Below are 21,515 nucleotides of genomic sequence, written 5' to 3'. Positions count from 1 at the left end.
AGGCCTGCATCAGCCCTCCCGTACCGTTTCCGACTTCAGTTCAATAAGGGTTCGAGAGCTCTCTTCGCACGATTTCTGCGCCTGCGCTCAACGCCTGCAGCTTGCCTCTTGCAACGTGGCGGGGCAAAGGAGCCATGCCGCAGTTGGTGCAAGGATAGAGCTTGTCGGCGTCTACAAACTGCAGCGCTTTGCGTAGGGTATTGGCAACCTCTTCGGCGGTTTCGAGGGTGTTGCTGGCCACATCGATGGCGCCAACCATCACTTTCTTACCGCGGATGAGCTCGATGAGGTCCATCGGCACGCGGGAGTTGTGGCATTCCAGCGAAACGATATCGATGCTCGATTTTTGCAGTTTGGGGAAAGCCTCCTCATATTGCCGCCACTCGGACCCGAGCGTTTTTTTCCAATCGGTGTTGGCTTTGATGCGGTACCCATAGCAGATGTGTACCGCCGTTTCGCATTTGAGCCCTTCGATTGCCCTCTCCAGGGTGGCCACCCCCCAGTCATTCACCTCATCAAAGAACACGTTGAATGCAGGTTCATCGAACTGGATGATATCGACGCCCGCCGCTTCCAACTCCCTGGCCTCTTCGTTGAGGATTTTAGCGAACTCCCACGCTAACTTTTCGCGGCTCTTATAGTGGCTATCGTAGAGCGTATCGATCATCGTCATCGGGCCAGGCAGCGCCCACTTGATTGGTTGATCGGTTTGCTGGCGCAAGAATTTGGCGTCGTCCACAAAAACGGGCTTCTGGCGAGCCACTGCACCCACGACCGTGGGCACGCTTGCATCATAGCGATCACGAATCTTGACGGTCTCACGCTTCTCGAAGTCAACACCGCTGAGGTGCTCGATAAACGTGGTAACAAAGTGTTGGCGCGTTTGCTCACCATCACTGACGATATCAATGCCTGCCAGCTGCTGCTCGTGCAGCGATAAACGCAAGGCGTCCTGCTTGCCCTCGATGAGTTCTTCACCTTGCAGTTTCCAAGGCGACCAAAGTGTCTCAGGCTGTGCGAGCCATGCCGGTTTAGGCAGGCTGCCCGCAGTTGAAGTAGGTAACAGTTTTTTCATCAGGGAGGAACCTTGTTCAATAGCGTGTTCAGTTGGCGAAGCGAGCGGACCACTGTTCAAGAACAGCCCGGTAAGGCTTGATGAACTGTTCCTCAGCAAACTTCCCTTGTTCGATAGCCAGGCGACTACGCTCTTCGCGATCATAAACAATTCGAGTCAACGAATAATCCTGGTGCTGCAAGCTGGGCCGGTAGGACTTCCCGGCTACAGAGTTGGCATTGTAAATCTCGGGACGGTAAATCTTCTGAAAGGTGTCCATCGTGCTGATGAGGCTGATCAGCTCAAGGTTGGTGTAATCGCCGAGCAAGTCACCGGAAAAATAGAAGGCCAAAGGCGCCGCACTATTGGGCGGCATGAAGTAGCGAACCTGCAAGCCCATTTTCCTGAAGTATTCATCGGTCAACGAGTATTCATCTTGCCTGTACTCCGCGCCCAACACCGGGTGCAGGTTTTCAGTGCGGTGATAGGTCTTGCTGCTCGAAACACTCAGGCAGATCACCGGCGCCTTGTTGAAATGTTCCTTGTAAGCGCTCGAATTTACGAAGCACTTGAACAGTTTCCCATGCAGGTCCCCGAACCCTTCGGGGGTACTGAACGTTGGCTGCCCCTTGTTATGCCCTAACAACAGCACGCTGAAATCATAATCCCGCACGTACGATGAAAAATTATTCCCGACGATGCCGTCCATACGCGCGTTGGTTTCTCGATCGACAATCGTTGTTTTCAATATTTCAATCAAGGGAAGTGCCTGCGCACTGCGCCCGGCATCGACAGCCATCTCCACCGAAATTATTTCAAGTTCGACGGTGTAGCGATCCCCCTTGGGGTTATCCCAATGCGCCAGGGCATTGAAACGATTGTCAATCATCTTCAAGGTGTTTTGCAGGTTCTGTTGGCGGCTTTCCCCCCTCGCCAGGTTGGCAAAGTTGGTTGTGACACGTGTATTGTCTGACGGCTGATAATCTTCATCAAAACAAATACTCTTAATGGCAAACGCAAACTCATTGCTCATCTTCGCCCGACACCCTGATGCTGGAATGGATTGCAGTGCACGCTAGTATCCGGGCGACCGGAACGTTTACTTGCGCCTTGCAGTGGTGATTGGTATCTCGCAGCACGTGGACACACCACTGAACGTTTGGGTCGATCAACAAACGCTCACGGCCGTTCCTCGCCAAGCCGAAGCCGGTACGCATGAAGCCGAGGTTGAGTGCCGGTGCCAAGATAGCCTGCCCGTTGATAGAAAATTCGATGAGGGGATTGTCACGGATCAGCGCTCCATGAGACAAACTCATTTTTTTTGCACACAAATGTAATTTTGCTCATGATCGATTTGAGGCACCTACGCACCGTCCATGCCCTGCGCGAGACGGACAGCCTGCATGAAGCCGCCGAACGCCTGCACCTGACACAGTCGGCGCTGTCGCACCAATTCCGGGAGCTGGAGGAACGCATCGGCATGCCCCTGTTCGTGCGCAAATCCAAGCCGGTACGCTTCACCAGTGCTGGCCTTAAGGTGCTGCAGTTGGCCGAGCAGGTGCTGCCGCTGATCCGCGCGACAGAGCGCGACCTGGGCAAACTCGCCAGTGGCAGCGCAGGCCGGCTGCACATCGCGATCGAGTGCCACAGCTGCTACCAGTGGCTGATGCCGTCGGTTGATGAATTTCGTGGCGCTTGGCCGGAGGTTGAGCTGGACCTGGCGTCCGGGTTTGCGTTCGCTCCCCTCCCGGCCCTGGAACGAGGGGACCTTGATCTGGTGGTGACCTCCGACCCTGTGAGCCTGCCGGGGATCACCTATGTGCCACTTTTCGGCTACGAGGCACTGCTGGCCATCGACAACCATCATGCCCTGTGTGACAAACCCTACCTTGAGCCTACCGACATCACCGAGCAGACGCTGATCACCTACCCGGTCGAGCGAAACCGTCTGGACATTTTCACCCGGTTCCTCGATCCCGCCGGCATCGAGCCCGCTCAGGTACGCACCTCTGAACTCACTGTGATGATGATGCAGTTGGTGGCCAGCGGCCGCGGCGTATGCTGCCTGCCGAACTGGGCCGTGCATGAGTACAGCTCCCGGGGCTATGTGACCGCCAAGCGCCTGGGAGAGCAAGGGCTGCAGGCCACACTGTTCGCGGCGATACGCAGCGACATGCTGGAAGTACCCTATGTGAGGGACTTCCTGCTTACTGCCAAGGACACCTCGTTCGCTACTCTGGAGGGCGTGAATGCTGTTTCGGGGCGAGTTGATTGCGTTAACTGATGCAGGCGAAGGGTAGCCCTTACGCATGCACTTGCCCCGACAGCCGATTCAACAGAGGAACACAGTGAACGGATGGTAAGTACGTCGGCTAGAGGTTCCGCTCCATCTTGATGATTTCGATGGACACCGGACTATTTCCACGTGAGAAGGTGCCCTCGCCTACCTTGCGAAAGCCAAAGTGCTCGTAAAATTTTTCGGCGGTCACGGTCGCCTCGAGATAGGCCTTGGAGTGGCCAGCGTTGCGTATTTGCCTCAAGGCCAGCTCCAGCAGTTGCTTACCAAGCCCCTGCCCGGCCCCGCTGCCGCGAACGAACAATTTGCTGACTTCATGGCCGTTAACTTCTACAAAGCCCTGGACTGCGTTGTCTTGCGCGAGCCATAGGTTGCCGCCGACGATGGCCTCCTTGTATGACTCAGGAGAGCGCCCATCCAGCCACAGGGTGATTTGTTCGGGGCGGTAATCGGCGGCACACAACTTTTCCACTGAGTCTTTGTGAGCCTGAAAGATGTTTTCGGCGTCTTCCAAGGTCGCCGGGCGGATGACTAGTTCGCTCATCAGGTGAACTCCAGTTTCTTTTTGGATTGATTTTTTTCCGGCGATCGCTGGCGGTAGCCCACCATTGAACTGATGCGGTCACTCGCCGTTGTTAGCGCAGCATTACACACCTGTCATGCCGAGTGGCGCGTCGCTCACAGCTTATCGAGAGGCTCAGGGAATGAGAACCTGCTCTATCAACGCCTTACTTAGCCCTCGCACGCCCGGTCACGGAATCTGCCGCAAGGGCAAGGTTCGCGGCGCGCTGGTGGCACGGAATGTGAACCCGCCCAACGATAAAACGCATCCGACTTTGCCTATCCACAAGCACAAGCCTGGGGATTAGTGGCTGTGACAGCTCACAATCTTCGTCACTGAGCATAGGGTATTCCATCGCCGTCCCCAGGGAGCGGCGATGGAAACAACCTCCTACTCGGCTGGATCGTCCTTGACGTCTAGCCCAAGCACTTTTCCACATTGCTCACTGGCCAAACGGCTGATGATCCGGATCGCCTGGTGGATGCCTGCGGTACTGCGAAAAGTCAGGTGCGGGTTGTGTTCGCACTCGAGCATTTCATCGTGCTGCACCAAGGCTTCGCCTAGCAGCTCGAGGGTCCAGGCGTAGCTTTGGATTGTGGATAACCGTTCGTGCTCAGTCATGGGGCACCTGCTTGGGTGCGAGCGGGAGCCGTGAGGGGTCACAGAGGGGATAAAAGCGGTGGGGTTCGGGTGGCGGCGCAGGACCGCGGCGGAGAACGGATGCGAGGATCCTGGATAGATTTTTGGCAAGCATCCATGAGGTCCTTTTCGGTTGACGCACCACACTGACCGTCGCCAAACGGTTAGGGTGGCAGCTGTACGCAGGTTGGCGAACCGAGGAAAAGGAACCCGGCAGACCCGAAGGTCTCCCACGCACAGCCGCCATTACACGAAACTGCGGGCGTAAAAAAGCGCCTGCAATCGTGATCGGGGCGCCGTTGCGCCTTTTCGTACGGGTCGCCAAACCCGGTCGCAGATTGGTTGCGACGTGAGGAATTTATCCCCACGGGGCTGGTTGTGCAAGACGAAATAGCAGCCTGCGTCGGAGCAAGGAGCTGCGGCGTTAGTAAAAAACCTTACGTTCGGGCTTTGGGATCAAGTGGAATGCCGAGACAGACGGACGGTTGTTGGCCGTGAGGGTCCAAGTTTTGCGGGACTGGAATCTAGTGGATTTTTTGATGTACCCCATAGGGTATCTATAACTAGATCAGCTAGTTATGGCTTTGAGTGATCGAGTGTCTACTGAAGCTGGGGCGACTCAGCCAATGATGAGCAGCGATTGACTGGCCGGCAGGAGAAAAGCCTGCCGATCCTGGGGCAGTTGAAAAGTTGGCTGGACAAAACGCAGCCATATGTGACGTCGCAAAGTGTGCTCGGCAAGGCGCTGAATTACCTGGCGAGCAATTGGAGTCGGCTGGAGCGTTATGTGGAGGCTGGGTATTTGCCGATCGACAATAACCCGGCAGAGCGCGCAATAAAGCCATTTGTGATTGGCCGCAAAGCCTGGCTGTTCAGCGACACGCCCAAGGGTGCGACCGCCAGTGCTCAGCTTTACAGTTTAGTCGAGACCGCCAAGATCAACGGCCAAGAGCCCTATACGTGGCTGCGCCACGTACTGGAGCGGCTGCCCCATGCGCAATCGGTTGCAGATTATGAAGCGCTGTTGCCGTGGAACTGTTCACCGGAAATGCCACGGTAAACGATGGCCTCACCTTGCGGTAGGTGGGGTTCATGGATCGCTTACAAACGACTTGGGCTTTGAACGATTTGTAAGCGTCTGGCGATGTCACCTACCTGACTGAATATCATCCATGTCACAATTCCGCTCGGCCTGGTGCTCCGATTTCCTCCATAAAATCATCTAGAAAACTATTAAGGCGTGCATGCCTGACCGCTGCCAACCGAGCACCTTCGGCTGTCTGAAATCCCGAAGCCAGTTTGAGTAATTTTGTGTGGAAATGCTCAATGGTGAAACGTTTGTCTTGATAATCCCTGCCTGCGGCTTCCGGGTTTGTAAAGTCGTAAAGCGCAGAGCCCATTCGCCCAGAAACGTAGAAGCAGCGCGCGACTCCCACCATGCCGATGGCGTCCAGTCGATCACTGTCCTGAAGAATTTTGGCTTCTAGCGTGATGGGCTCGAAGCCTGCTGAGAAGCTGTGGGTCTTCACCGCGTGAGCAACTAGCTCAATTCGCGATGTAGACCAACCCATACGCTCCAAAATAGAGGCGGCTTTTTTGGCCGAAAGAGTTGATGCTTGCGCCCGTAATGGCGAGTTTTTCTCGACTGCCACACAATCATGCAAAATAGTTGCTGCGAGCAATGCTTCTAAGTCTCCACCTTCTTTTTCTTGTAGCCGCCGAACATTTATCCATACTCGGTGAATATGAGAAAGATCGTGAGATCCGTCCGTGCTGGCCTCGGGTAGAAATGCGAGTAAGTCCGACGCTAGGCTCTGGTAAGGAAAAAATGGCTCAACACTCATTTCAAAACTCCTGGAAGGTATCGATCTTAGTGTAGTGGTCAACTCATCCCGGACACGGTTTTTAGTTTTTCTTCAGCTTTCGCCGGAGCCAGTCCATCGTTGAACTGATGAGGTCGGTTCCAGTTGTAGTGGCTCATTAGGTACTGGCCAATGTCTCGTTGAGCTTGCTGCCCGGTCAGGTAGCCCGTGGTCGGTATCCACTCTGATTTCAAGCTGCGAAATACTCGCTCCATCGGTGCATTATCCCCAGCAGTTGCCTCGGCGGCTCATGCTCTGGCGAATGCGGTAGCGCCACAGTCTCTGGCGGAACTGACGGCTGCCATATTGCGATCCCTGGTCGGAGTGGAACAGTAGTCCTTGAGGCTTTCCACGCTGTTCGTAAGCTACGTCCAGCGCTTTGACGACTAAGTCTGCATCCGGCTTCTCTGATAAGGCCCAGCCCACCACTCTGCGTGCGTAGAGATCCAGTACAACTGCCAGATAGTGCCATTTGCCCTGTGCCCAGACGTAAGTGATGTCTCCACACCAGACCTGATTGGCGCTTCGACATCAAACGCTCGGTTCAAGGTATTAGGAATATCTGGCCGCTCCACTGTGGCCGTTTTGTACGCATGTGATCCTGGCTGCTTGCTGATCAACGCCAGCTCACGCATCAGGCTGCGTACCTTGAACCGCCCGATTTGTTCACCTTCTTCTTGCATCATTGCCATGATGGTACGGCTGCCGGGCGCACTTCGACCTCGCGTGAACAACTCATTTACTCGACTGCGCAACCGCAGTCGTTCAACGTCCGGAGTTCGCCTTCTGTGACGATGTGCGTAGTAACTTGAGCGAGTGACTTCAAACACTTCGCACAAACAATCAACGGGCTCATGATCGCTGAGCTGGCGGATCAGCGCGTACGCTCGAGATCTTCCGACATCAAGAGCGCGGTAGCCTTTTTTAGTATCGATTTCTCGCGTTCAAGGCGCGTGATCCGGGCTTCCAACTCTTGGATTTTTTGCTGCTCTGGCGTCAGCGCTTTGCTGGCCGGCGTGATGCCGCCGCGCTCCTGCTGAAGCTGATTAACCCACCGACGCAGGGCTGACTCGACCAAGCCGAGCGAACGGGCCGCTTCGGCATGGCTGTAGCCTTGATCGAGCACCAGGCAGGCAGCTTCGCGCTTGAACTCAGGGGTAAAGGTACGGCGTTGCTTGGTCATCGGACACCTCTCTGTGGCAAGCATTCTCGCCTAAATGGGTGTCCGGGGTTAGTAGACCACTACACGAACTCTCGGACGAGGCCTGGGATGTGGTCTCCGATCTCTTCATCGAAACTCATGGCCGAGGGCGACCACGCCTAAGCGACCGCCTGATGCTCGATGGTGTGCTCTGGGTGCTCTGCTCGGGTGCTGCGTGGCGAGACATGCCGGAGCGCTTCGGCCCGTGGTCAACGGTGTATCAACGGTTTCGCGGCTGGAGAAATCAGGGGACGTTCGATCAGATGCTCAAACGCTTGCACCTGAGATTGAATGAGCAAGGCCTGACCGATCTGCAAACCTGGATGATCGACTCAACCGCCGTACGCGCAACTCGAGCCTCATCCGGCGCTCGGAAAAAAGGGGGCCTGACGAGCCTGCCGATCACGCTCTAGGTCGCAGTCGCGGTGGCCTGACTACCAAAATCCACATGCTCTGTGATGCCAACGGGACACCGTTGCGCTTCCTCCTGTCTGGCGGTCAAGCCAGTGACATCAGCTATGCCAAGCCATTGCTGGACGACGTCAGCATTCCATCAAGTCAACGTGGCCGCCCGCGTAAACGCTGCAAATGGTTGCTTGCTGACAAGGGCTACGACGCCGAAGCGCTACGCCGCTACTGCGACCAATATCGAATGCAGCCCGTCATCCCGATACGCTCGATGAAGCGCAAAGCCAAACCTGGCTTACCCAGACTGTTTGATCGGCCCAAGTACCGACGGCGCAACATCATCGAGCGCATGTTTGGCTGGCTGAAAGAGAACCGTCGCATCGTGACACGCTTCGACAAGCTCGCGAAAAGTTATGCCATGGTCTCACTGGCTTGTTCCATGCGGTGTTTGCGACATCTCTTTTCGTACAGAGCCTAGGGCTACCGTTTGCATTGACAGCTCGGGCTGGCGTTATCGAACCAGCGCCAGCCGCAAGCCAAGCCCCACCAGTACCGCACCCATTGCGGCATCAACCGGCCGACGCACCTTCGTGTAAAACGCCCGCACCCGATCCGTGGAAAACATCAATGCCAGAGTGGAAAACCAGGCAAACGAAACAAGCGTGACCACCACCACGGCAGCAGTCATCACCCAGCCTGGGGCGTGTGCCGGCAGCACGGTGATGAAAAAGCTGCCAAAGAACGCCGCGGCCTTTGGATTTGTGGCGGACACCAGTAACCCAACGCGGGGGGCTGCTGTGGTGGTGTTTTGCGTCGTGCTGATTTCGAGGGCTGCATAAGGCCGCCGCGCGCCGAGCAGCATTTTAATGCCCATGTAGATCAGATAACCCGCGCCCACTACCCGAATCGCGTCATACAACCAGGCCACTGTGCTCAGCAAAACACCCAGGCCGACAATCGCCAGCACCGCCCAAATGGCGATGCCTGCGCTGGTGCCCACTGCAACACCAATCCCTCGGCTGCGGCTCACCAAGGCGTTGGAAGTGACGGCGATGAAATCGGGGCCTGGGCTTACGCAGGCCAGGAGCATGACGGCGCCAATGGTCAAAAGCTGGGAAACGTAGTCCACGTGATGTCTCCAGTTACTTCGTTGTCTATCGAGCTACGTCGTAATGCACCGACAGCAGGCCTTTCTTCTCTTTGAGCTTGAGCACCTTGATCGGCCCGACCAAGCCCGCTGAGGTGACATGCGTGCCGCCGCAACCCTGCATCGGCAAGGTGCCGAAACACACTGAGCGGACACCGCCCTGGTCAATCAACTCACGCGGCACGTTACGCTGGATCAGCGCGTTCACCGCCGCCTCGATGCCTTCGACCGTCAGCGGCTCGCAACCCGCCTGGCGCTCAAAAATCACTCGGCACTCCCCCGGCCAGTGGTGGCCTTTGCTGGGAAGCCAGCCCAAGCTCTGCCCGATACCCGCAATCAGGTGGCCGGCCGAATGCAGGCGAGCATGCAACGCACGCACTTCGGGCGAGATGGCAATCTCGACGCTGCCCATGGGCACGGGTTGCCCGACGACATGCACCACATCGCCCTCGATATTGAGCACTTCCTCTACCCGGATACCCGCGATGGTTCCCTGATCCGCAGGCTGCCCACCGCCCTGGGGGTGAAAGAGGGTCTCGGCCAAGTAGACCCGGAAACGTCCATCCTCCGTCGGCGTGCAACGCACCACGTGCGTGCTCAAGGTCAACTCATCGCTGCTGTAATACGCCCGTTGCATCATCGATCAAATCCTTGGTTCTTTCCGGGGCAGCGCCCGATCAAGATTCAAGGTTAAAGGGCGAGGACTTCGCGCACTTGTAAAAAATTGATGGGGCAACAGCGATCAGTAACGAGACGGTGCAACCCCAAAGGCTTGCTTGAAGGCCCGATTGAAGTGGCTCTGGTCGTAGAAACCCACCTCTTGCGCGACCCTGGTCAATTCCCACTGGGTATGGTTTAGCAGCACACAGGCGCGCTCTAGGCGCAAACGCACCAGCCAGGCATGTGGTGTTATGCCGACCGTCTGCTTGAATAGCTTGAGGAAGTGAAAACGCTCTAGGTCGCACAATGCAGCCAGTTCTTCGAGCGTTATCTTGTCGGCGAGGTGTTCGTTGCAGTAGTCCCGCACACGATGCCACTGCACGATCGAAAGCGGGCCCTTTACGAACTGCGGCTTGACCATCCGCGCTTGGGCAAACAGCCGCCCGAGCAGCATGAGCCATTGAGAATCGACAAACAGCGGGTCTGTAGGCATCCCCGCTGCGAGCGCGTCGTGCAGCCGGGAAAGCTGGATGGCGAGGCTGGCATCCTGTAACAGCGCGCCACCCAGAGCGGAAAACTGGTCACGGCCCGTAAGCTCTTCCGTAACGCTGCGCAACAGGTCGGCGGACACACGGAACGTCTTCAGCGTGTAGGCGTCGTCGCCTGCACTGATGCCATCGTGAATTTCGCCGGGTGGCATCAACTGGATGGTGCCTGGCGACAGCAACGTCGTCTCACCATTGAGTACCTGGCGCTGCACGCCATCGGTGATCAAGCCGACGTGGAAATCCAGGTGGTAGTGACGCCCGAAACGAAAGCTCGAGAAACGCGCCTCGCTCAGCACCAGCCCGGGGATATCCCTGTTGCGTTTGTAATCAACGTGGTCTGCCATTGACCGACTCCTGCCACACCGAGGGTGATCATCTCATACCTGATCTTGCAAGGGCTGGCGTGGTTATCGGGTTAAGGGCTTGGCTGGCGGCAGCGTTGGGGACGTCAGTTAGCGGGGGGGTGGCGCGGGGTTGATCAGCTTGGTGCAGTGCTCGCTGGCCAGGCGACTGATGATACGGATGGCCTGGTGGATGCCGGCGGTGTTGTGGAAGCTCAGGTGGAGGTACGTGGATAAACCCCGTCAAGGGTTGAAATTCAGCGCTCCAAAACAGCCCTGGCCTCATCACGCTTGGTCCTCGCAACGGCCAACGAAACGATGGGGTACTTGCCGATGATCAGCGTGCCTTCCTTGCCGTTGGGTTTGAAATACCGCAGCCGCCAAGTCTTCGAGCCACTGGGCGCGACGTACAGGTACATACCCCCGCCGTCGAACAGTTTGCAGGCCCCAAAAACACCCCCGGCTATTGGGGATTTTGTTGGTTCCCGACGGAGGGTCGTGGAAACGAAAAACCGGCCAGAAGGCCGGTTTAGAGGGTTTCCAAAGCATTCAGCGGAATGCAGTGGAGCTGGATATGGTGCGGAGACAGGAATCGAACCTGCGACCTTCGCGTTACGAGTGCGCTGCTCTACCGACTGAGCTACACCGGCGTGTAGCGCAACGTACCACTGCCGCACCCGTTACGCAAACCTCTGTTTCCCCTGGCTTATTCCCCGACCCTCAAGCCCCTTTGCAACCGCCGGGCGCGAGGTCTTCCTCGATGTTGGTGGTGCAGCTCCAGCCGCTGGCCGAACGGGTCAGCGTCAGGGCCTTGCCCACCACATTGGCTGGCGCATCCACCAGGGTGCACACGATGCTCCCACTGCCGTCGGCAGCCTTGCCGTCAGCGGTGATCGCGCAATGCGCGGTAGCGGGCTGGCCGCCAAGCGCCGCTACGTCGGCCACGTCCTTGCCTTCATTCAGGCGCAGGTCCATCGCTGTCTTCAGCGCGCTGATCTCCAGCAGCCCGGCAGCGGCCTTGGTGCGTGACTGGTGGTTGGTGTACATCGGTATGGCGATGGTCGCCAGGATGCCGATGATCGCGACGACGATCATCAGTTCGATCAGGGTGATACCACGTTGCCCTTTCATGAACGTTTTTTCCTTTTTGATACGCGTACTCGTTGAGGTCATTCTCGACCCCGAGCTGACAGCGGCGCAGTAGGCCTGAACAGACACCTTTTGTCACCCCTGCCGGTCAGGGCGTCATCTTCGCTGAACTACTCTAGTGAGCATCGCCAGCGCGCGCCCCTTCACGGAATCGACAAGCTGTTTCCAGGCTTGTCACAGGGCAGATAAGGACCTTTTGCATGAACCATTCGACTCACCTCTATGCCTGGCAGGGCACCGATGCCAAAGGTGCCGCGGTCAGCGGGCAGGTGGCTGGGCGCAGCCCGGCCTATGTGCGGGCCGGGCTGCAGCGCCAAGGTATTCGTGTGGCCCGCTTGCGGCCTGTCAGCCAACGGGTCTGGCAATGGCCAAAAGCGCGGGAGAAGAGCGACCCGGCGGGGTTCAGCCGGCAGCTCGCAACCTTGCTGAAAGCGGGTGTGCCGTTGTTGCATGCCTTCGAGGTGATGGGGCGCAGTGGGTGCGGCGCGGGGCAGGCGGCGTTGCTGGAGCGGTTGAAACAGGATGTGGCGTCTGGCCTGGGGCTGGCGGATGCGTTGCAGCGCCAGCCCGCGTGGTTTGACGGGTTGTACTGCAACCTGGTGCGGGTGGGGGAGCAGTCTGGCACGCTGGACCGGCAGCTTGAACAACTGGCGGGCATGCTGGAACAGCGCCAGGCCTTACGCAAACGGGTGCGCAAGGCGATGCTCTATCCCCTGTTACTGCTGCTGACAGGGTTGGGGGTATCGGCGATTTTGTTGCTGGAAGTGATTCCGCGCTTTCAACGGTTGTTTGCCGGCTTTGATACGGCGCTACCAGCCTTCACGCAGTGGGTGATCGACTTGTCCACAGGGCTGGGCCGCCATGCGCCGCTGCTGTTGATAACGGGGTTTGCGCTGGCGTTGGCCGTGCGCGAGGTGTATAGAAGGCACCCGCCAGCACGCCTGTGGATATCTCACCAGGTGCTGCGGTTACCGGTATTTGGCAAGTTGCTGGGGCAGGCTGCCTTGGCGCGTTTTGCCCGCAGCTTGGGCACAGCCTACGCGGCGGGGGTGCCGTTGCTGGATGCGCTGGGCACTGTGGCCAAGGCCAGCGGCAGCGCGTTGCACGAGCAAGCGATTGTGCGGCTGCGCCAGGGCATGGCCAATGGGCAGGGGCTGAACCAGGCGATGGCGCTGGAGCCGCTGTTCCCGCCGTTGCTGGTGCAGCTCACAGCCATCGGCGAGTCCAGCGGCACGCTGGAGCCGATGCTGGACAAGGCCGCCAGCCATTACGAGGAACAAGTCAGCCAAGCGCTGGACCAGTTGACCAGCCTGCTGGAGCCCGCCATCGTGCTGATCCTTGGGCTGCTGGTCGGCGGCCTGGTGGTGGCGATGTACCTGCCGATCTTCCAGCTGGGTAGTTTGATCTGAACATGACGCTATGGACTTTGCTGGCTGAGCAGCCGGCGTACTTCATCACCTTGGCAACGGTGCTGGGGCTGTTGGTCGGCAGCTTTATCAATGTGGTGGTGTATCGCCTGCCGGTCATGCTGGAGCGCCAATGGCAGCGTGAGGCGCAGGAGGTGCTGGGGCTGCCGACCCGCGAGCACGCGCGTTTCGACCTGTGCCTGCCAGCCTCCCGCTGCCCGCACTGTGGGCACGCGATCCGTGCCTGGGAAAACATCCCGGTGCTTAGCTACCTGGCCCTGCGCGGGCGCTGCTCGGCCTGCAAACAGCCGATCAGCTCACGGTATCCGTTGGTCGAAGTGAGCTGTGCCCTGCTATCGATGATGGTGGCCTGGTATTGCGGCGCCGGGGCGCAAGCGTTGGCGCTGCTGGTGTTCACCTGGTGCCTGCTGGCGCTGAGCCTGATCGACCATGACCAGCAGATTCTGCCCGACGTGCTGGTGCTGCCGACGCTCTGGCTGGGGTTGGTGGTCAACGCCTTCGACACCGTGGTGTCGCTGCCCGATGCCCTCTGGGGGGCGGTAGCCGGTTACCTCAGCCTGTGGACAGTGTATTGGGTGTTCAAACTGCTCACCGGCAAGGAAGGGATGGGTTATGGCGACTTCAAGCTGCTGGCGCTGATCGGTGCCTGGGGAGGCTGGCACGTGTTGCCGATCACCTTGATGCTGTCGTCGGTGGTGGGTGTGGTGGGGGGCCTGGTTTTGCTGCGGTTACGCAGGCAGTCGGTCGGCACGGCGATCCCGTTTGGCCCTTATCTGGCCATTGCGGGGTGGATTGCCGTGCTCTGGGGTGATGAAATGTACGCCTCCTACCTGCAACTGCTTGGATTCTGATGACCACTGCGGCATTCACCCCCTGGATTCTCGGGCTCACTGGCGGTATTGGCAGCGGTAAAAGTGCCGCTGCAGAGCGCTTCGTCGCGCTGGGCGTGCACCTGGTCGATGCCGACCAGGCGGCGCGCTGGGTTGTCGAACCTGGCCGCCCGGCCCTGGCCAGTATCGTCGAGCGCTTTGGCCCTGGCGTGTTGCTGGACGACGGCCAGCTCGACCGCGCGGCCCTGCGCCAACTGATCTTTGCCGACCCGGCCCAGCGCAAATGGCTGGAACAACTGCTGCACCCGCTGATCGGGCAGGAGATTTTCAGCTACCTGGCCAAGGCCGAGTCGCCCTATGCGGTGTACGTGTCGCCGCTGCTGATCGAGTCTGGCCAGTACCAGAAGACCCAGCGCGTGCTGGTGATCGATGCACCACCGCAGTTGCAGGTGGCGCGCACCTTGCTGCGCGACAACACCAGCGCCGAACAGGTGCAGGCCATTCTCAAGGCCCAGCTGGCCCGCGAGGAGCGTCTGCGCCATGCCGATGACGTGGTCGTCAACGACGGCGACCTTGCCGCCTTGCACGCGCAGATCGACCATCTGCACCACTTTTACCTGACTTTACGAGGAGGCCAGCCATGAGCCAGCCATTGATCGTCGATTGCCCGACCTGTGGCGCACCTGTGGAATGGAACGAGAAAAGCGCGTTTCGGCCGTTCTGTTCGGACCGTTGCAAGCTGATCGACCTGGGCGCGTGGGCGGCTGAAGAGCACAAGATCGCGGGCTCGGAAGAGTCCGAAGATGAGTTGTATTCGGGTGACCTGGAGCCGCGGCATTGAGCTGAATGCTCTGAGGCCTGCGTTGCAGGCCATCACCGCTCATCCTCCTTCCACGGCGCCTGCAGATAGCGCGTGCGGTTGAACGTTTCCAGCCACTCTGGGCTGAAGACCACCAAGGCGCTGATCACCATGCCGTTGATGAACGCCTCGGGGAACATCATCAGCCACAGGTAGCCCACAAAGTCGCTCAGCCACTCCGGCATGGCGAAACGCCCATCCAGCCACAGCAACCCCAACCCGGCCAGCAGGCACACAAGCACCGTCAATGCGGCCGGGAAAAACCCTGAACAGAAGATATAAACGAACAGGTTACGTGGCTGCGCGCGCTCGACCAGGATCGCGCACACCTCGGTAATCAGTACCGGCAGGCCAATCAGCAACAAGCCGTTGACCCCAAGCGCGGCGAGGTCCTGCCGGCCGAGCGCCAGCAGGCCGAGTTGGGCCAGAAACCCGCCGAGCACCGCCAGCGGCCAGTCCAGCAGCAAGGTCACGGCTGTCATGCCGATGAAGTGATAGGACACGCCCGTGTCGAAGTCGCGCCGTACCAGCCACAGCGCGAACAGGCAGAACACAGTACCGAACAGCAGGTGCTGCCTGCGGCTGTCGGCAAACAGTTCGAGCCAGCGGGTACGGCCGGCCGCCCACAACAGCAAGGGCACATAAGCGAGCCAACCAACCGTAAGGGTGGTGCTGGACAATACCTGCGCGCTGATCACGTGACGAAAGCCCCTGGCGATCTTGTGGACATGCCTTGAGTCTACACCCATTCAAAAACAGCATCTTATCGTCATGGTTTAGCGGCTAAGCTTGTCTGCATGGATGACTCAGACTACCTGCGCCTGCTTACCATCCAGGCCGAACAAGCCAACGCCTTCCTCTCCAATGCACGCAAATGGGAGCGGGAGCGTTGGGTATGCCAGCGCCTGCTGCAGGGGCTGAACATCCCCTATCGCAGCGAAGACTTCACCCCAGCCGGCCAGGAACCGCCGGATGTGTTGTTCCGCGACGCTGCGTTCGAGGTGTTTTTCGTGCTCGATGAAGGGCGCCGGCTCAACGACGAGTGGCGCGAAGAACTGCAGCGCCGGCGCAGTGCTTTCTCCCTGGCGCAACTGGTACGGCGTGAAGCGCGTCCGCGGCGGATCAGCGCCGTGGAGTTGCTCGGGCGCCTGGCCCCGACCCTGCGCAAGAAGGCGCACAACTACCGCGAGCGCGGGTTGGAGTTGAACGAGCTGGACATCATCGCCTTCGCCAGCCTCAAGCGCGAGGTGCTCGACCTCAACACCCACTTCCCGCCGCCTACTGAATACCTGCGCCAGGGTTGGCGGTCGTTGTCGCTGGTCGGGCCGACCTTTGCCCGGGTGCTGTTCGCCCACCCGGATGCGCCGGATTTTCTGCGCGGCAACCTGGGGCGCAGCATTGTCTTCGACGTGGGCATCAGTCTTTGATCCAGTGCCGAGAGTCTTTGCGATGGCGTACACTCGGCGCCAGGGATAGAAAGCATTATCATTTGTCTCAAGTACTTGCCGAACGCTGTAGCGTCCGCGCAGTCACAAACGTCTACCTGACGAGGCCCACCATGACCAGCCGACTGAATCCTGAAGATCAGCGTCGTGTCGATGAGTACCTGCGAGCCCCTCAGCACCAAGTCGAGCGCAAGCCCTTTCGGCCGTGGCTGCTCCTTGTGCTGGTGCTGGCGGTGACTATCGGGCTGGGCCTCATCAGCCGCCTGTTGAGTGGACTGGTGCTATGAGCTGCCTCGCGCTCGCCCTCCTCTCATGCAGTTTGCGGCCGGCCCCCAGGGCCAAGCATTCCGTAAACCTTATGAGATATTCCCATGACTCATCGCATCGTGATTGTCGGCGGCGGCGCCGGCGGCCTGGAACTGGCGACCCGCCTGGGTAAAACCCTGGGCAAGCGCAAACAGGCCGACATCACCCTGGTCGACGCCAACCTCACGCACATCTGGAAGCCCCTGCTGCACGAAGTGGCCGCCGGCTCGCTGAACTCTTCGGAAGACGAACTGAACTACGTGGCCCAGGCCAAATGGAACCACTTCAACTTCCAGCTGGGGCGCATGAGCGGCCTGGACCGTGAAGGTAAACAAATCCAGCTGGCCGCCACCCTCGATGAAGAAGGCCGCGAGCTGCTGCCTGCGCGCACCCTGGGGTATGACACCCTGGTAATCGCCGTGGGCAGCAACACCAACGACTTCGGCACCCTGGGCGCAGCGCAGCACTGCCTGTTCCTGGATACCCGCAAGCAGGCCGAGCGCTTCCACCAGCAACTGCTCAACCATTACCTGCGCGCCCATGCTGGCGACCAGGCCAGCGAGCAGATCAGCGTGGCGATCGTCGGTGCCGGTGCCACAGGCGTCGAGCTGGCGGCTGAATTGCACCACGCTGCCCACGAACTGGCGGCTTACGGCCTGGACCGCATCCAACCCAAAGACATGCACATCACCCTGATCGAGGCGGGCCCGCGGGTACTCCCTGCCCTGCCAGAGCGCATCAGCGTGCCGGTGCACAAGACCTTGGAAAAACTCGGCGTGACGGTGATGACCAACGCTGCAGTCAGCGAAGTCACCGAGGACGGGCTGAAGACAGCCAGCGGCGAAGTGATCCAGGCCAGCCTGAAGGTGTGGGCGGCGGGTATTCGAGCGCCGGGCTTCCTCAAGGAGATCGACGGCCTGGAAACCAACCGCATCAACCAGCTGGTGGTCCGCCCTACCCTGCAAACCACCCGCGACGACAACATCTTCGCCTTCGGCGACTGCGCCGCCTGCCCACAGCCAGGCAGCGACCGCAACGTGCCGCCACGCGCCCAGGCGGCGCACCAGCAGGCGTCGATGCTGGCCAAAAGCTTGAAGGCGCGCCTGGAGAACAAAGAACTGCCGACCTATGCCTACAAGGATTACGGGTCGCTGGTGTCGCTGTCGCGCTTCTCGGCGGTGGGTAACCTGATGGGCAACCTGATGGGCAGTGTGAAGCTGGAAGGCTGGCTGGCGCGGATGTTCTACGTGTCGCTGTACCGCATGCACCAGATGGCGCTGTACGGGTTCTTCCGCACGGCGATGATGATGCTGGGGAGCAAGATTGGCCGGGGCACCGAACCGAGGCTGAAGCTGCACTGATCGTGATGAAAAGGGGCCGCTGATGCGGTCCTTTTTTTCGCCCGCAGTTAGCGGTATTGGCCAAACTTTTCGCGAGACAAAAGAAAAAGGGCATCTCAGTCGAGATGCCCTTTTTACATGGTGGGTCGTGTAGGATTCGAACCTACGACCAATTGGTTAAAAGCCAACTGCTCTACCAACTGAGCTAACGACCCTGAAAATGGTCGGGGTGAGGGGATTCGAACTCCTGACATCCTGCTCCCAAAGCAGGCGCGCTACCGGACTGCGCTACACCCCGAGATTGGCTCCGCGACCTGGACTCGAACCAGGGACCCAATGATTAACAGTCATTTGCTCTACCGACTGAGCTATCGCGGAACTGAACTTCGGTACAACTCGAAGCCTGTGTTAGCTTCGTTCTCTTTAGCTATCCGCTTTCGCGTTGTCGCTGCTGAGGCCGGCTATTCTACATTCTTCGTTTTGCTTGTCAACCAATTTTTTTCATTCAACTTACTGATTTGTAAGTTGTTTTGCGATCACCGATGTTGCTGGCGATTCGCTTAGTGCCTGACAGCGGGGCGTATATTAGGGGCACTCCTTTTTTGATGCAAGCGGTTTTTTCAAAAATTTCAGCAAGTTAACGTAAAAAATGAAAAGGGCCCGGTTTTACGGGAGCTGAGCCGGTTCCCACAGGTTCCTGAATCAGCTGCGACAAACCGCTGGCCATAAAAAAGCCCCGCAGGTGCGGGGCTAGTCTTTGCAGCGGATGGTTCAGGCAAACACGATTTCTTCGCCTTCCACCTTGGCAGTGATCGCCGTGCCAGGCAGGAACTTGCCAGCCAGGATCAGTTGCGCCAGCGGGTTCTCGATCCAGCGCTGGATCGCCCGCTTCAGCGGCCGTGCGCCGTACACGGGGTCGTAACCCACCGCGATCAGCTTGTCCAACGCCTCCGGGCTCAGGCTCAGCGCCAGCTCGCGCTCGGCAAGGCGGCTGCGCAGGCGGCCGAGCTGGATCTCGGTGATGCCAGCGATCTGATCGCGGCCCAGTGGCTCGAACACCACCACTTCGTCGATCCGGTTGATGAACTCCGGACGGAAGTGCGCACCCACTGCATCCATCACCGCTGCACGCTGTGCCTCGCGGTCACCCACCAGTTCCTGGATCTGCGCCGAGCCCAGGTTGGAGGTCATCACGATCACCGTGTTGCGGAAGTCCACGGTGCGGCCATGGCTGTCGGTCAACCGGCCATCCTCGAGCACCTGCAGCAGCACGTTGAACACGTCCGGGTGGGCCTTTTCTACCTCGTCAAGCAGCACCACCGAGTAAGGCTTGCGCCGTACCGCTTCGGTCAGGTACCCGCCCTCTTCATACCCAACATAGCCTGGTGGAGCACCGATCAGGCGAGCCACGGAGTGTTTCTCCATGAACTCGGACATGTCGATGCGCACCATGGCCTCTTCGGTGTCGAACAGGAACTCGGCCAGCGCCTTGCACAGTTCGGTCTTACCGACACCGGTCGGGCCGAGGAACAGGAACGAGCCACTGGGCCGGTTGGGGTCAGACAACCCGGCGCGCGAACGGCGCACCGCGTTGGCCACGGCGGTGACCGCTTCGTTCTGGCCAATCACCCGCTGGTGCAGCAGGTCTTCCATTTTCAGCAGCTTCTCACGTTCGCCTTCAAGCATCTTGGCGACCGGGATGCCGGTCCACTTGGACACCACTTCGGCGATTTCTTCCTCGGTGACCTTGTTACGCAGCAACTGGTTTTCTGCCTTGCCGTGCTGGTCGACCATCTGCAGGCTGCGCTCCAGGTCGGGGATAATCCCGTACTGCAACTCGGCCATGCGGTTCAGGTCGCCTTTGCGCCGTGCGGCTTCCAGCTCCTGGCGCGCCTGCTCGATCTTTTGCTGGATCTGCGCCGAGCCCTGTACTTCAGCTTTTTCCGAGGCCCAGATTTCTTCCAGGTCGGAGTATTCGCGCTCCAGCCGCTCGATTTCTTCGGTGAGCTTCTCCAGGCGTTTTTTTGCCGCTTCGTCCTCTTCCTTCTTCAGCGCCTGGGACTCCACCTTCAACTGGATCAGGCGACGGTCGAGGCGGTCGAGCACTTCCGGCTTGGAGTCGATCTCCATACGGATGCGGCTGGCCGCTTCGTCGATCAGGTCGATGGCCTTGTCCGGCAGCTGGCGGTCGGTGATGTAGCGGTGGCTGAGCTTGGCCGCGGCAATGATCGCACCGTCGGTGATGGCCACCTTGTGGTGCACCTCATAGCGCTCTTTCAGGCCACGCAGGATGGCGATGGTGTCTTCCTCGCTCGGCTCTTCGACCAGCACCTTCTGGAAACGGCGCTCCAGGGCGGCGTCCTTCTCGATGAACTGGCGGTACTCGTTGAGCGTGGTGGCGCCCACACAGTGCAGCTCGCCACGGGCCAGGGCCGGCTTGAGCATGTTGCCGGCGTCCATGGCACCTTCGCCCTTGCCGGCACCGACCATGGTGTGCAGCTCGTCGATGAACAGGATGATCTGGCCTTCCTGCTTGGACAGCTCGTTAAGCAGCGACTTCAGGCGCTCTTCGAACTCGCCGCGGTACTTGGCACCGGCGATCAGCGCGCCCATGTCCAGCGCCAGCAGGCGCTTGCCCTTGAGGCCGTCAGGCACCTCACCGTTGATGATGCGCTGGGCCAGGCCTTCGGCAATGGCGGTTTTACCCACGCCAGGCTCGCCGATCAGTACCGGGTTGTTCTTGGTACGGCGCTGCAGCACCTGCACCGTGCGGCGGATCTCGTCATCACGGCCGATCACCGGGTCAAGCTTGCCTTCTTCGGCACGCTTGGTCAGGTCGACGGTGTACTTGTCCAGGGCCTGGCGCGACTCTTCGGCGTTGGCATCATTCACTGCCGCGCCGCCCCGCAGGTTGGTGATGGCGTTTTCCAGGGCTTTCTTGCTCACGCCCTGGCTGAGCAGCAGCTTGCCCAGCTTGCTGTTCTCGTCCATGGCGGCGAGCAGCACCAGCTCGCTGGAAATGAACTGGTCACCCTTCTGCTGGGCCAGGCGGTCGGCCTGGTTGAGCAGGCGCGCGAGGTCCTGCGACATGTTCACGTCGCCGGTGGGGTTCTGGATTTTTGGCAGTTGGTCGAGCTCTTTCACCAGGGCCTGGCGCAGGCTGTTGATGTCAAAACCGACTTGCATCAGCAGCGGTTTGATCGAACCGCCCTGCTGCTCGATCAGCGCCTGCAACAGGTGCACGGGCTCAATGGCAGGATGATCCATGCCAACGGCCAGGGATTGGGCATCGGATATCGCTAGTTGAAGCTTGCTGGTCAAACGGTCTATTCGCATGGGGGATACCTTCCTGTAAGGGCAGGTCGGAGCGATGGACAGCGCCTTTAATGAAGAAACCTGCCTGAGATGACCTTATAGATAAGGTTGATTCTGGAAGATTCA

Annotated in this window: 21 protein-coding genes, 4 tRNA genes and 2 pseudogenes; 10 read left to right on the top strand and 17 right to left on the bottom strand. The window is 59.2% G+C overall.

Annotation, left to right across the window (positions count from 1 at the left end; all coding sequences use genetic code 11):
* Positions 1–40: 40 nt before the first annotated feature.
* Positions 41–1,075 carry a methionine synthase gene (locus tag APH34_RS08025; RefSeq protein WP_054900650.1) on the bottom strand — a complete coding sequence of 345 codons (1,035 nt, stop codon included), beginning with the start codon at positions 1,073–1,075 and terminating at the stop codon, positions 41–43.
* 28 nt (positions 1,076–1,103) lie between these two features.
* Complete coding sequence (locus tag APH34_RS08020; RefSeq protein ID WP_054900649.1) at positions 1,104–2,087, bottom strand: DUF1852 domain-containing protein; 984 nt, start codon at positions 2,085–2,087, stop codon at positions 1,104–1,106.
* A 312-nt stretch (positions 2,088–2,399) separates the two neighbouring features.
* On the opposite strand from APH34_RS08020, the gene APH34_RS08010 reads away from it, so the two are divergent.
* The gene (locus tag APH34_RS08010; RefSeq protein WP_054900647.1) at positions 2,400–3,338 is read left to right on the top strand and encodes a LysR family transcriptional regulator; all 939 of its coding nucleotides are present in this window, start codon (positions 2,400–2,402) and stop codon (positions 3,336–3,338) included.
* 88 nt (positions 3,339–3,426) lie between these two features.
* Here APH34_RS08010 and APH34_RS08005 read toward each other — a convergent pair whose 3' ends face one another.
* On the bottom strand, positions 3,427–3,894 hold the full coding sequence (locus APH34_RS08005) for a GNAT family N-acetyltransferase (RefSeq protein WP_054900646.1): 468 nt from the start codon (positions 3,892–3,894) through the stop codon (positions 3,427–3,429).
* A gap of 408 nt (positions 3,895–4,302) precedes the next feature.
* Positions 4,303–4,533: a hypothetical protein gene (locus APH34_RS08000; protein ID WP_054900645.1), complete on the bottom strand. Its 231-nt coding sequence runs from the start codon at positions 4,531–4,533 to the stop codon at positions 4,303–4,305.
* 643 nt (positions 4,534–5,176) lie between these two features.
* On the opposite strand from APH34_RS08000, the pseudogene APH34_RS07995 reads away from it, so the two are divergent.
* Positions 5,177–5,611: pseudogene (locus tag APH34_RS07995) on the top strand (transposase); the annotation flags it as partial.
* Between the two features lie 115 nt (positions 5,612–5,726).
* On the opposite strand, the gene APH34_RS07990 reads toward APH34_RS07995, so the two are convergent.
* Both APH34_RS07990 and APH34_RS28575 read right to left on the bottom strand, forming a co-directional pair.
* On the bottom strand, positions 5,727–6,395 hold the full coding sequence (locus tag APH34_RS07990; RefSeq protein ID WP_054900643.1) for an HD domain-containing protein: 669 nt from the start codon (positions 6,393–6,395) through the stop codon (positions 5,727–5,729).
* Between the two features lie 38 nt (positions 6,396–6,433).
* Positions 6,434–7,596: pseudogene (locus tag APH34_RS28575) on the bottom strand (IS3 family transposase).
* Between the two features lie 38 nt (positions 7,597–7,634).
* On the opposite strand from APH34_RS28575, the gene APH34_RS28570 reads away from it, so the two are divergent.
* A protein-coding gene (locus APH34_RS28570) for an IS5 family transposase (RefSeq protein ID WP_156358069.1) occupies positions 7,635–8,500 on the top strand; the annotation gives its coding sequence in 2 pieces (ribosomal slippage) (positions 7,635–7,985 and positions 7,988–8,500; 864 coding nt in all).
* A gap of 33 nt (positions 8,501–8,533) precedes the next feature.
* Here the strand turns inward: APH34_RS28570 and APH34_RS07970 are convergent.
* The 6 genes from APH34_RS07970 to APH34_RS07950 all read right to left on the bottom strand — a co-directional run bounded on the left by APH34_RS07970 (position 8,534) and on the right by APH34_RS07950 (position 11,849).
* Entirely contained in the window at positions 8,534–9,151 is a 618-nt protein-coding gene (locus tag APH34_RS07970; protein ID WP_054900640.1) for a LysE family translocator, read from the bottom strand.
* A 25-nt stretch (positions 9,152–9,176) separates the two neighbouring features.
* Positions 9,177–9,809, bottom strand: a complete 633-nt coding sequence (locus APH34_RS07965; RefSeq protein ID WP_054900639.1) for a hypothetical protein — start codon at positions 9,807–9,809, stop codon at positions 9,177–9,179.
* A 102-nt stretch (positions 9,810–9,911) separates the two neighbouring features.
* A complete protein-coding gene (locus APH34_RS07960; protein WP_054900638.1) occupies positions 9,912–10,721 on the bottom strand; it encodes an AraC family transcriptional regulator in 810 nt (269 codons plus the stop codon).
* 254 nt (positions 10,722–10,975) lie between these two features.
* A complete protein-coding gene (locus APH34_RS28565) occupies positions 10,976–11,155 on the bottom strand; it encodes an Arm DNA-binding domain-containing protein (protein ID WP_371263300.1) in 180 nt (59 codons plus the stop codon).
* Positions 11,156–11,293: 138 nt separating this feature from the next.
* Positions 11,294–11,368, bottom strand: a tRNA-Thr gene (locus APH34_RS07955).
* A gap of 70 nt (positions 11,369–11,438) precedes the next feature.
* On the bottom strand, positions 11,439–11,849 hold the full coding sequence (locus APH34_RS07950; protein WP_054900637.1) for a pilin: 411 nt from the start codon (positions 11,847–11,849) through the stop codon (positions 11,439–11,441).
* 218 nt (positions 11,850–12,067) lie between these two features.
* Between APH34_RS07950 and APH34_RS07945 the strand changes: the two genes are divergently transcribed.
* The 4 genes from APH34_RS07945 to yacG are packed head-to-tail and all read left to right on the top strand — an operon-like array spanning position 12,068 to position 14,965.
* Positions 12,068–13,276 (top strand): type II secretion system F family protein, encoded by a 1,209-nt coding sequence (locus APH34_RS07945; RefSeq protein WP_054900636.1) that lies wholly within the window; start codon positions 12,068–12,070, stop codon positions 13,274–13,276.
* Positions 13,277–13,278: 2 nt separating this feature from the next.
* Entirely contained in the window at positions 13,279–14,145 is an 867-nt protein-coding gene (locus tag APH34_RS07940) for an A24 family peptidase (protein WP_054900635.1), read from the top strand.
* Positions 14,145–14,768 (top strand): dephospho-CoA kinase, encoded by a 624-nt coding sequence (gene coaE, locus APH34_RS07935; RefSeq protein WP_054900634.1) that lies wholly within the window; start codon positions 14,145–14,147, stop codon positions 14,766–14,768. The genes APH34_RS07940 and coaE overlap by 1 nt, the downstream gene beginning before the upstream one ends.
* A complete protein-coding gene (gene yacG / locus APH34_RS07930; RefSeq protein WP_054900633.1) occupies positions 14,765–14,965 on the top strand; it encodes a DNA gyrase inhibitor YacG in 201 nt (66 codons plus the stop codon). Before coaE ends, yacG begins: the two co-directional genes overlap by 4 nt.
* 32 nt (positions 14,966–14,997) lie before the next feature.
* Here the strand turns inward: yacG and APH34_RS07925 are convergent, their stop codons facing one another.
* A complete protein-coding gene (locus APH34_RS07925; RefSeq protein WP_054900632.1) occupies positions 14,998–15,732 on the bottom strand; it encodes an energy-coupling factor ABC transporter permease in 735 nt (244 codons plus the stop codon).
* 48 nt (positions 15,733–15,780) lie between these two features.
* Between APH34_RS07925 and APH34_RS07920 the strand changes: the two genes are divergently transcribed.
* The 3 genes from APH34_RS07920 to APH34_RS07910 all read left to right on the top strand — a co-directional run bounded on the left by APH34_RS07920 (position 15,781) and on the right by APH34_RS07910 (position 18,095).
* Positions 15,781–16,410: a DUF1780 domain-containing protein gene (locus APH34_RS07920; protein ID WP_054900631.1), complete on the top strand. Its 630-nt coding sequence runs from the start codon at positions 15,781–15,783 to the stop codon at positions 16,408–16,410.
* Positions 16,411–16,541: 131 nt separating this feature from the next.
* Positions 16,542–16,715, top strand: a complete 174-nt coding sequence (locus tag APH34_RS07915; protein ID WP_054900630.1) for a DUF3094 domain-containing protein — start codon at positions 16,542–16,544, stop codon at positions 16,713–16,715.
* 84 nt (positions 16,716–16,799) lie between these two features.
* Positions 16,800–18,095 carry an NAD(P)/FAD-dependent oxidoreductase gene (locus APH34_RS07910; RefSeq protein WP_054900629.1) on the top strand — a complete coding sequence of 432 codons (1,296 nt, stop codon included), beginning with the start codon at positions 16,800–16,802 and terminating at the stop codon, positions 18,093–18,095.
* A gap of 118 nt (positions 18,096–18,213) precedes the next feature.
* On the opposite strand, the gene APH34_RS07905 is transcribed toward APH34_RS07910, so the two are convergent.
* From APH34_RS07905 to clpB, 4 genes are all read right to left on the bottom strand, one after another.
* Positions 18,214–18,289: transfer RNA gene (locus tag APH34_RS07905), tRNA-Lys, on the bottom strand.
* Positions 18,290–18,295: 6 nt separating this feature from the next.
* A tRNA-Pro gene (locus tag APH34_RS07900) sits at positions 18,296–18,372 on the bottom strand.
* A 4-nt stretch (positions 18,373–18,376) separates the two neighbouring features.
* Positions 18,377–18,452, bottom strand: a tRNA-Asn gene (locus APH34_RS07895).
* 393 nt (positions 18,453–18,845) lie between these two features.
* Positions 18,846–21,410: an ATP-dependent chaperone ClpB gene (gene clpB / locus APH34_RS07890; protein WP_054900628.1), complete on the bottom strand. Its 2,565-nt coding sequence runs from the start codon at positions 21,408–21,410 to the stop codon at positions 18,846–18,848.
* Positions 21,411–21,515: the final 105 nt, after the last annotated feature.

The organism is Pseudomonas sp. NBRC 111131 (assembly GCF_001320525.1).
Classification (GTDB): Bacteria; Pseudomonadota; Gammaproteobacteria; order Pseudomonadales; family Pseudomonadaceae; genus Aquipseudomonas; species Aquipseudomonas ceruminis.
Note: the sequence above shows the minus strand (reverse complement) of the source record. Positions and strands in the feature narration are given on the sequence as shown.

Bases quoted from the DNA above. Each gene is read 5' to 3' on its own strand.
- APH34_RS08025 (WP_054900650.1), bottom strand. From the start codon at position 1,075: ATGAAAAAACTGTTACCTACTTCAACTGCGGGCAGCCTGCCTAAACCG.
- APH34_RS08020 (WP_054900649.1), bottom strand. From the start codon at position 2,087: ATGAGCAATGAGTTTGCGTTTGCCATTAAGAGTATTTGTTTTGATGAA.
- APH34_RS08010 (WP_054900647.1), top strand. From the start codon at position 2,400: ATGATCGATTTGAGGCACCTACGCACCGTCCATGCCCTGCGCGAGACG.
- APH34_RS08005 (WP_054900646.1), bottom strand. From the start codon at position 3,894: ATGAGCGAACTAGTCATCCGCCCGGCGACCTTGGAAGACGCCGAAAAC.
- APH34_RS08000 (WP_054900645.1), bottom strand. From the start codon at position 4,533: ATGACTGAGCACGAACGGTTATCCACAATCCAAAGCTACGCCTGGACC.
- APH34_RS07990 (WP_054900643.1), bottom strand. From the start codon at position 6,395: ATGAGTGTTGAGCCATTTTTTCCTTACCAGAGCCTAGCGTCGGACTTA.
- APH34_RS07965 (WP_054900639.1), bottom strand. From the start codon at position 9,809: ATGATGCAACGGGCGTATTACAGCAGCGATGAGTTGACCTTGAGCACG.
- APH34_RS07960 (WP_054900638.1), bottom strand. From the start codon at position 10,721: ATGGCAGACCACGTTGATTACAAACGCAACAGGGATATCCCCGGGCTG.
- APH34_RS07950 (WP_054900637.1), bottom strand. From the start codon at position 11,849: ATGAAAGGGCAACGTGGTATCACCCTGATCGAACTGATGATCGTCGTC.
- APH34_RS07945 (WP_054900636.1), top strand. From the start codon at position 12,068: ATGAACCATTCGACTCACCTCTATGCCTGGCAGGGCACCGATGCCAAA.
- APH34_RS07940 (WP_054900635.1), top strand. From the start codon at position 13,279: ATGACGCTATGGACTTTGCTGGCTGAGCAGCCGGCGTACTTCATCACC.
- coaE (WP_054900634.1), top strand. From the start codon at position 14,145: ATGACCACTGCGGCATTCACCCCCTGGATTCTCGGGCTCACTGGCGGT.
- yacG (WP_054900633.1), top strand. From the start codon at position 14,765: ATGAGCCAGCCATTGATCGTCGATTGCCCGACCTGTGGCGCACCTGTG.
- APH34_RS07925 (WP_054900632.1), bottom strand. From the start codon at position 15,732: ATGGGTGTAGACTCAAGGCATGTCCACAAGATCGCCAGGGGCTTTCGT.
- APH34_RS07920 (WP_054900631.1), top strand. From the start codon at position 15,781: ATGGATGACTCAGACTACCTGCGCCTGCTTACCATCCAGGCCGAACAA.
- APH34_RS07915 (WP_054900630.1), top strand. From the start codon at position 16,542: ATGACCAGCCGACTGAATCCTGAAGATCAGCGTCGTGTCGATGAGTAC.
- APH34_RS07910 (WP_054900629.1), top strand. From the start codon at position 16,800: ATGACTCATCGCATCGTGATTGTCGGCGGCGGCGCCGGCGGCCTGGAA.
- clpB (WP_054900628.1), bottom strand. From the start codon at position 21,410: ATGCGAATAGACCGTTTGACCAGCAAGCTTCAACTAGCGATATCCGAT.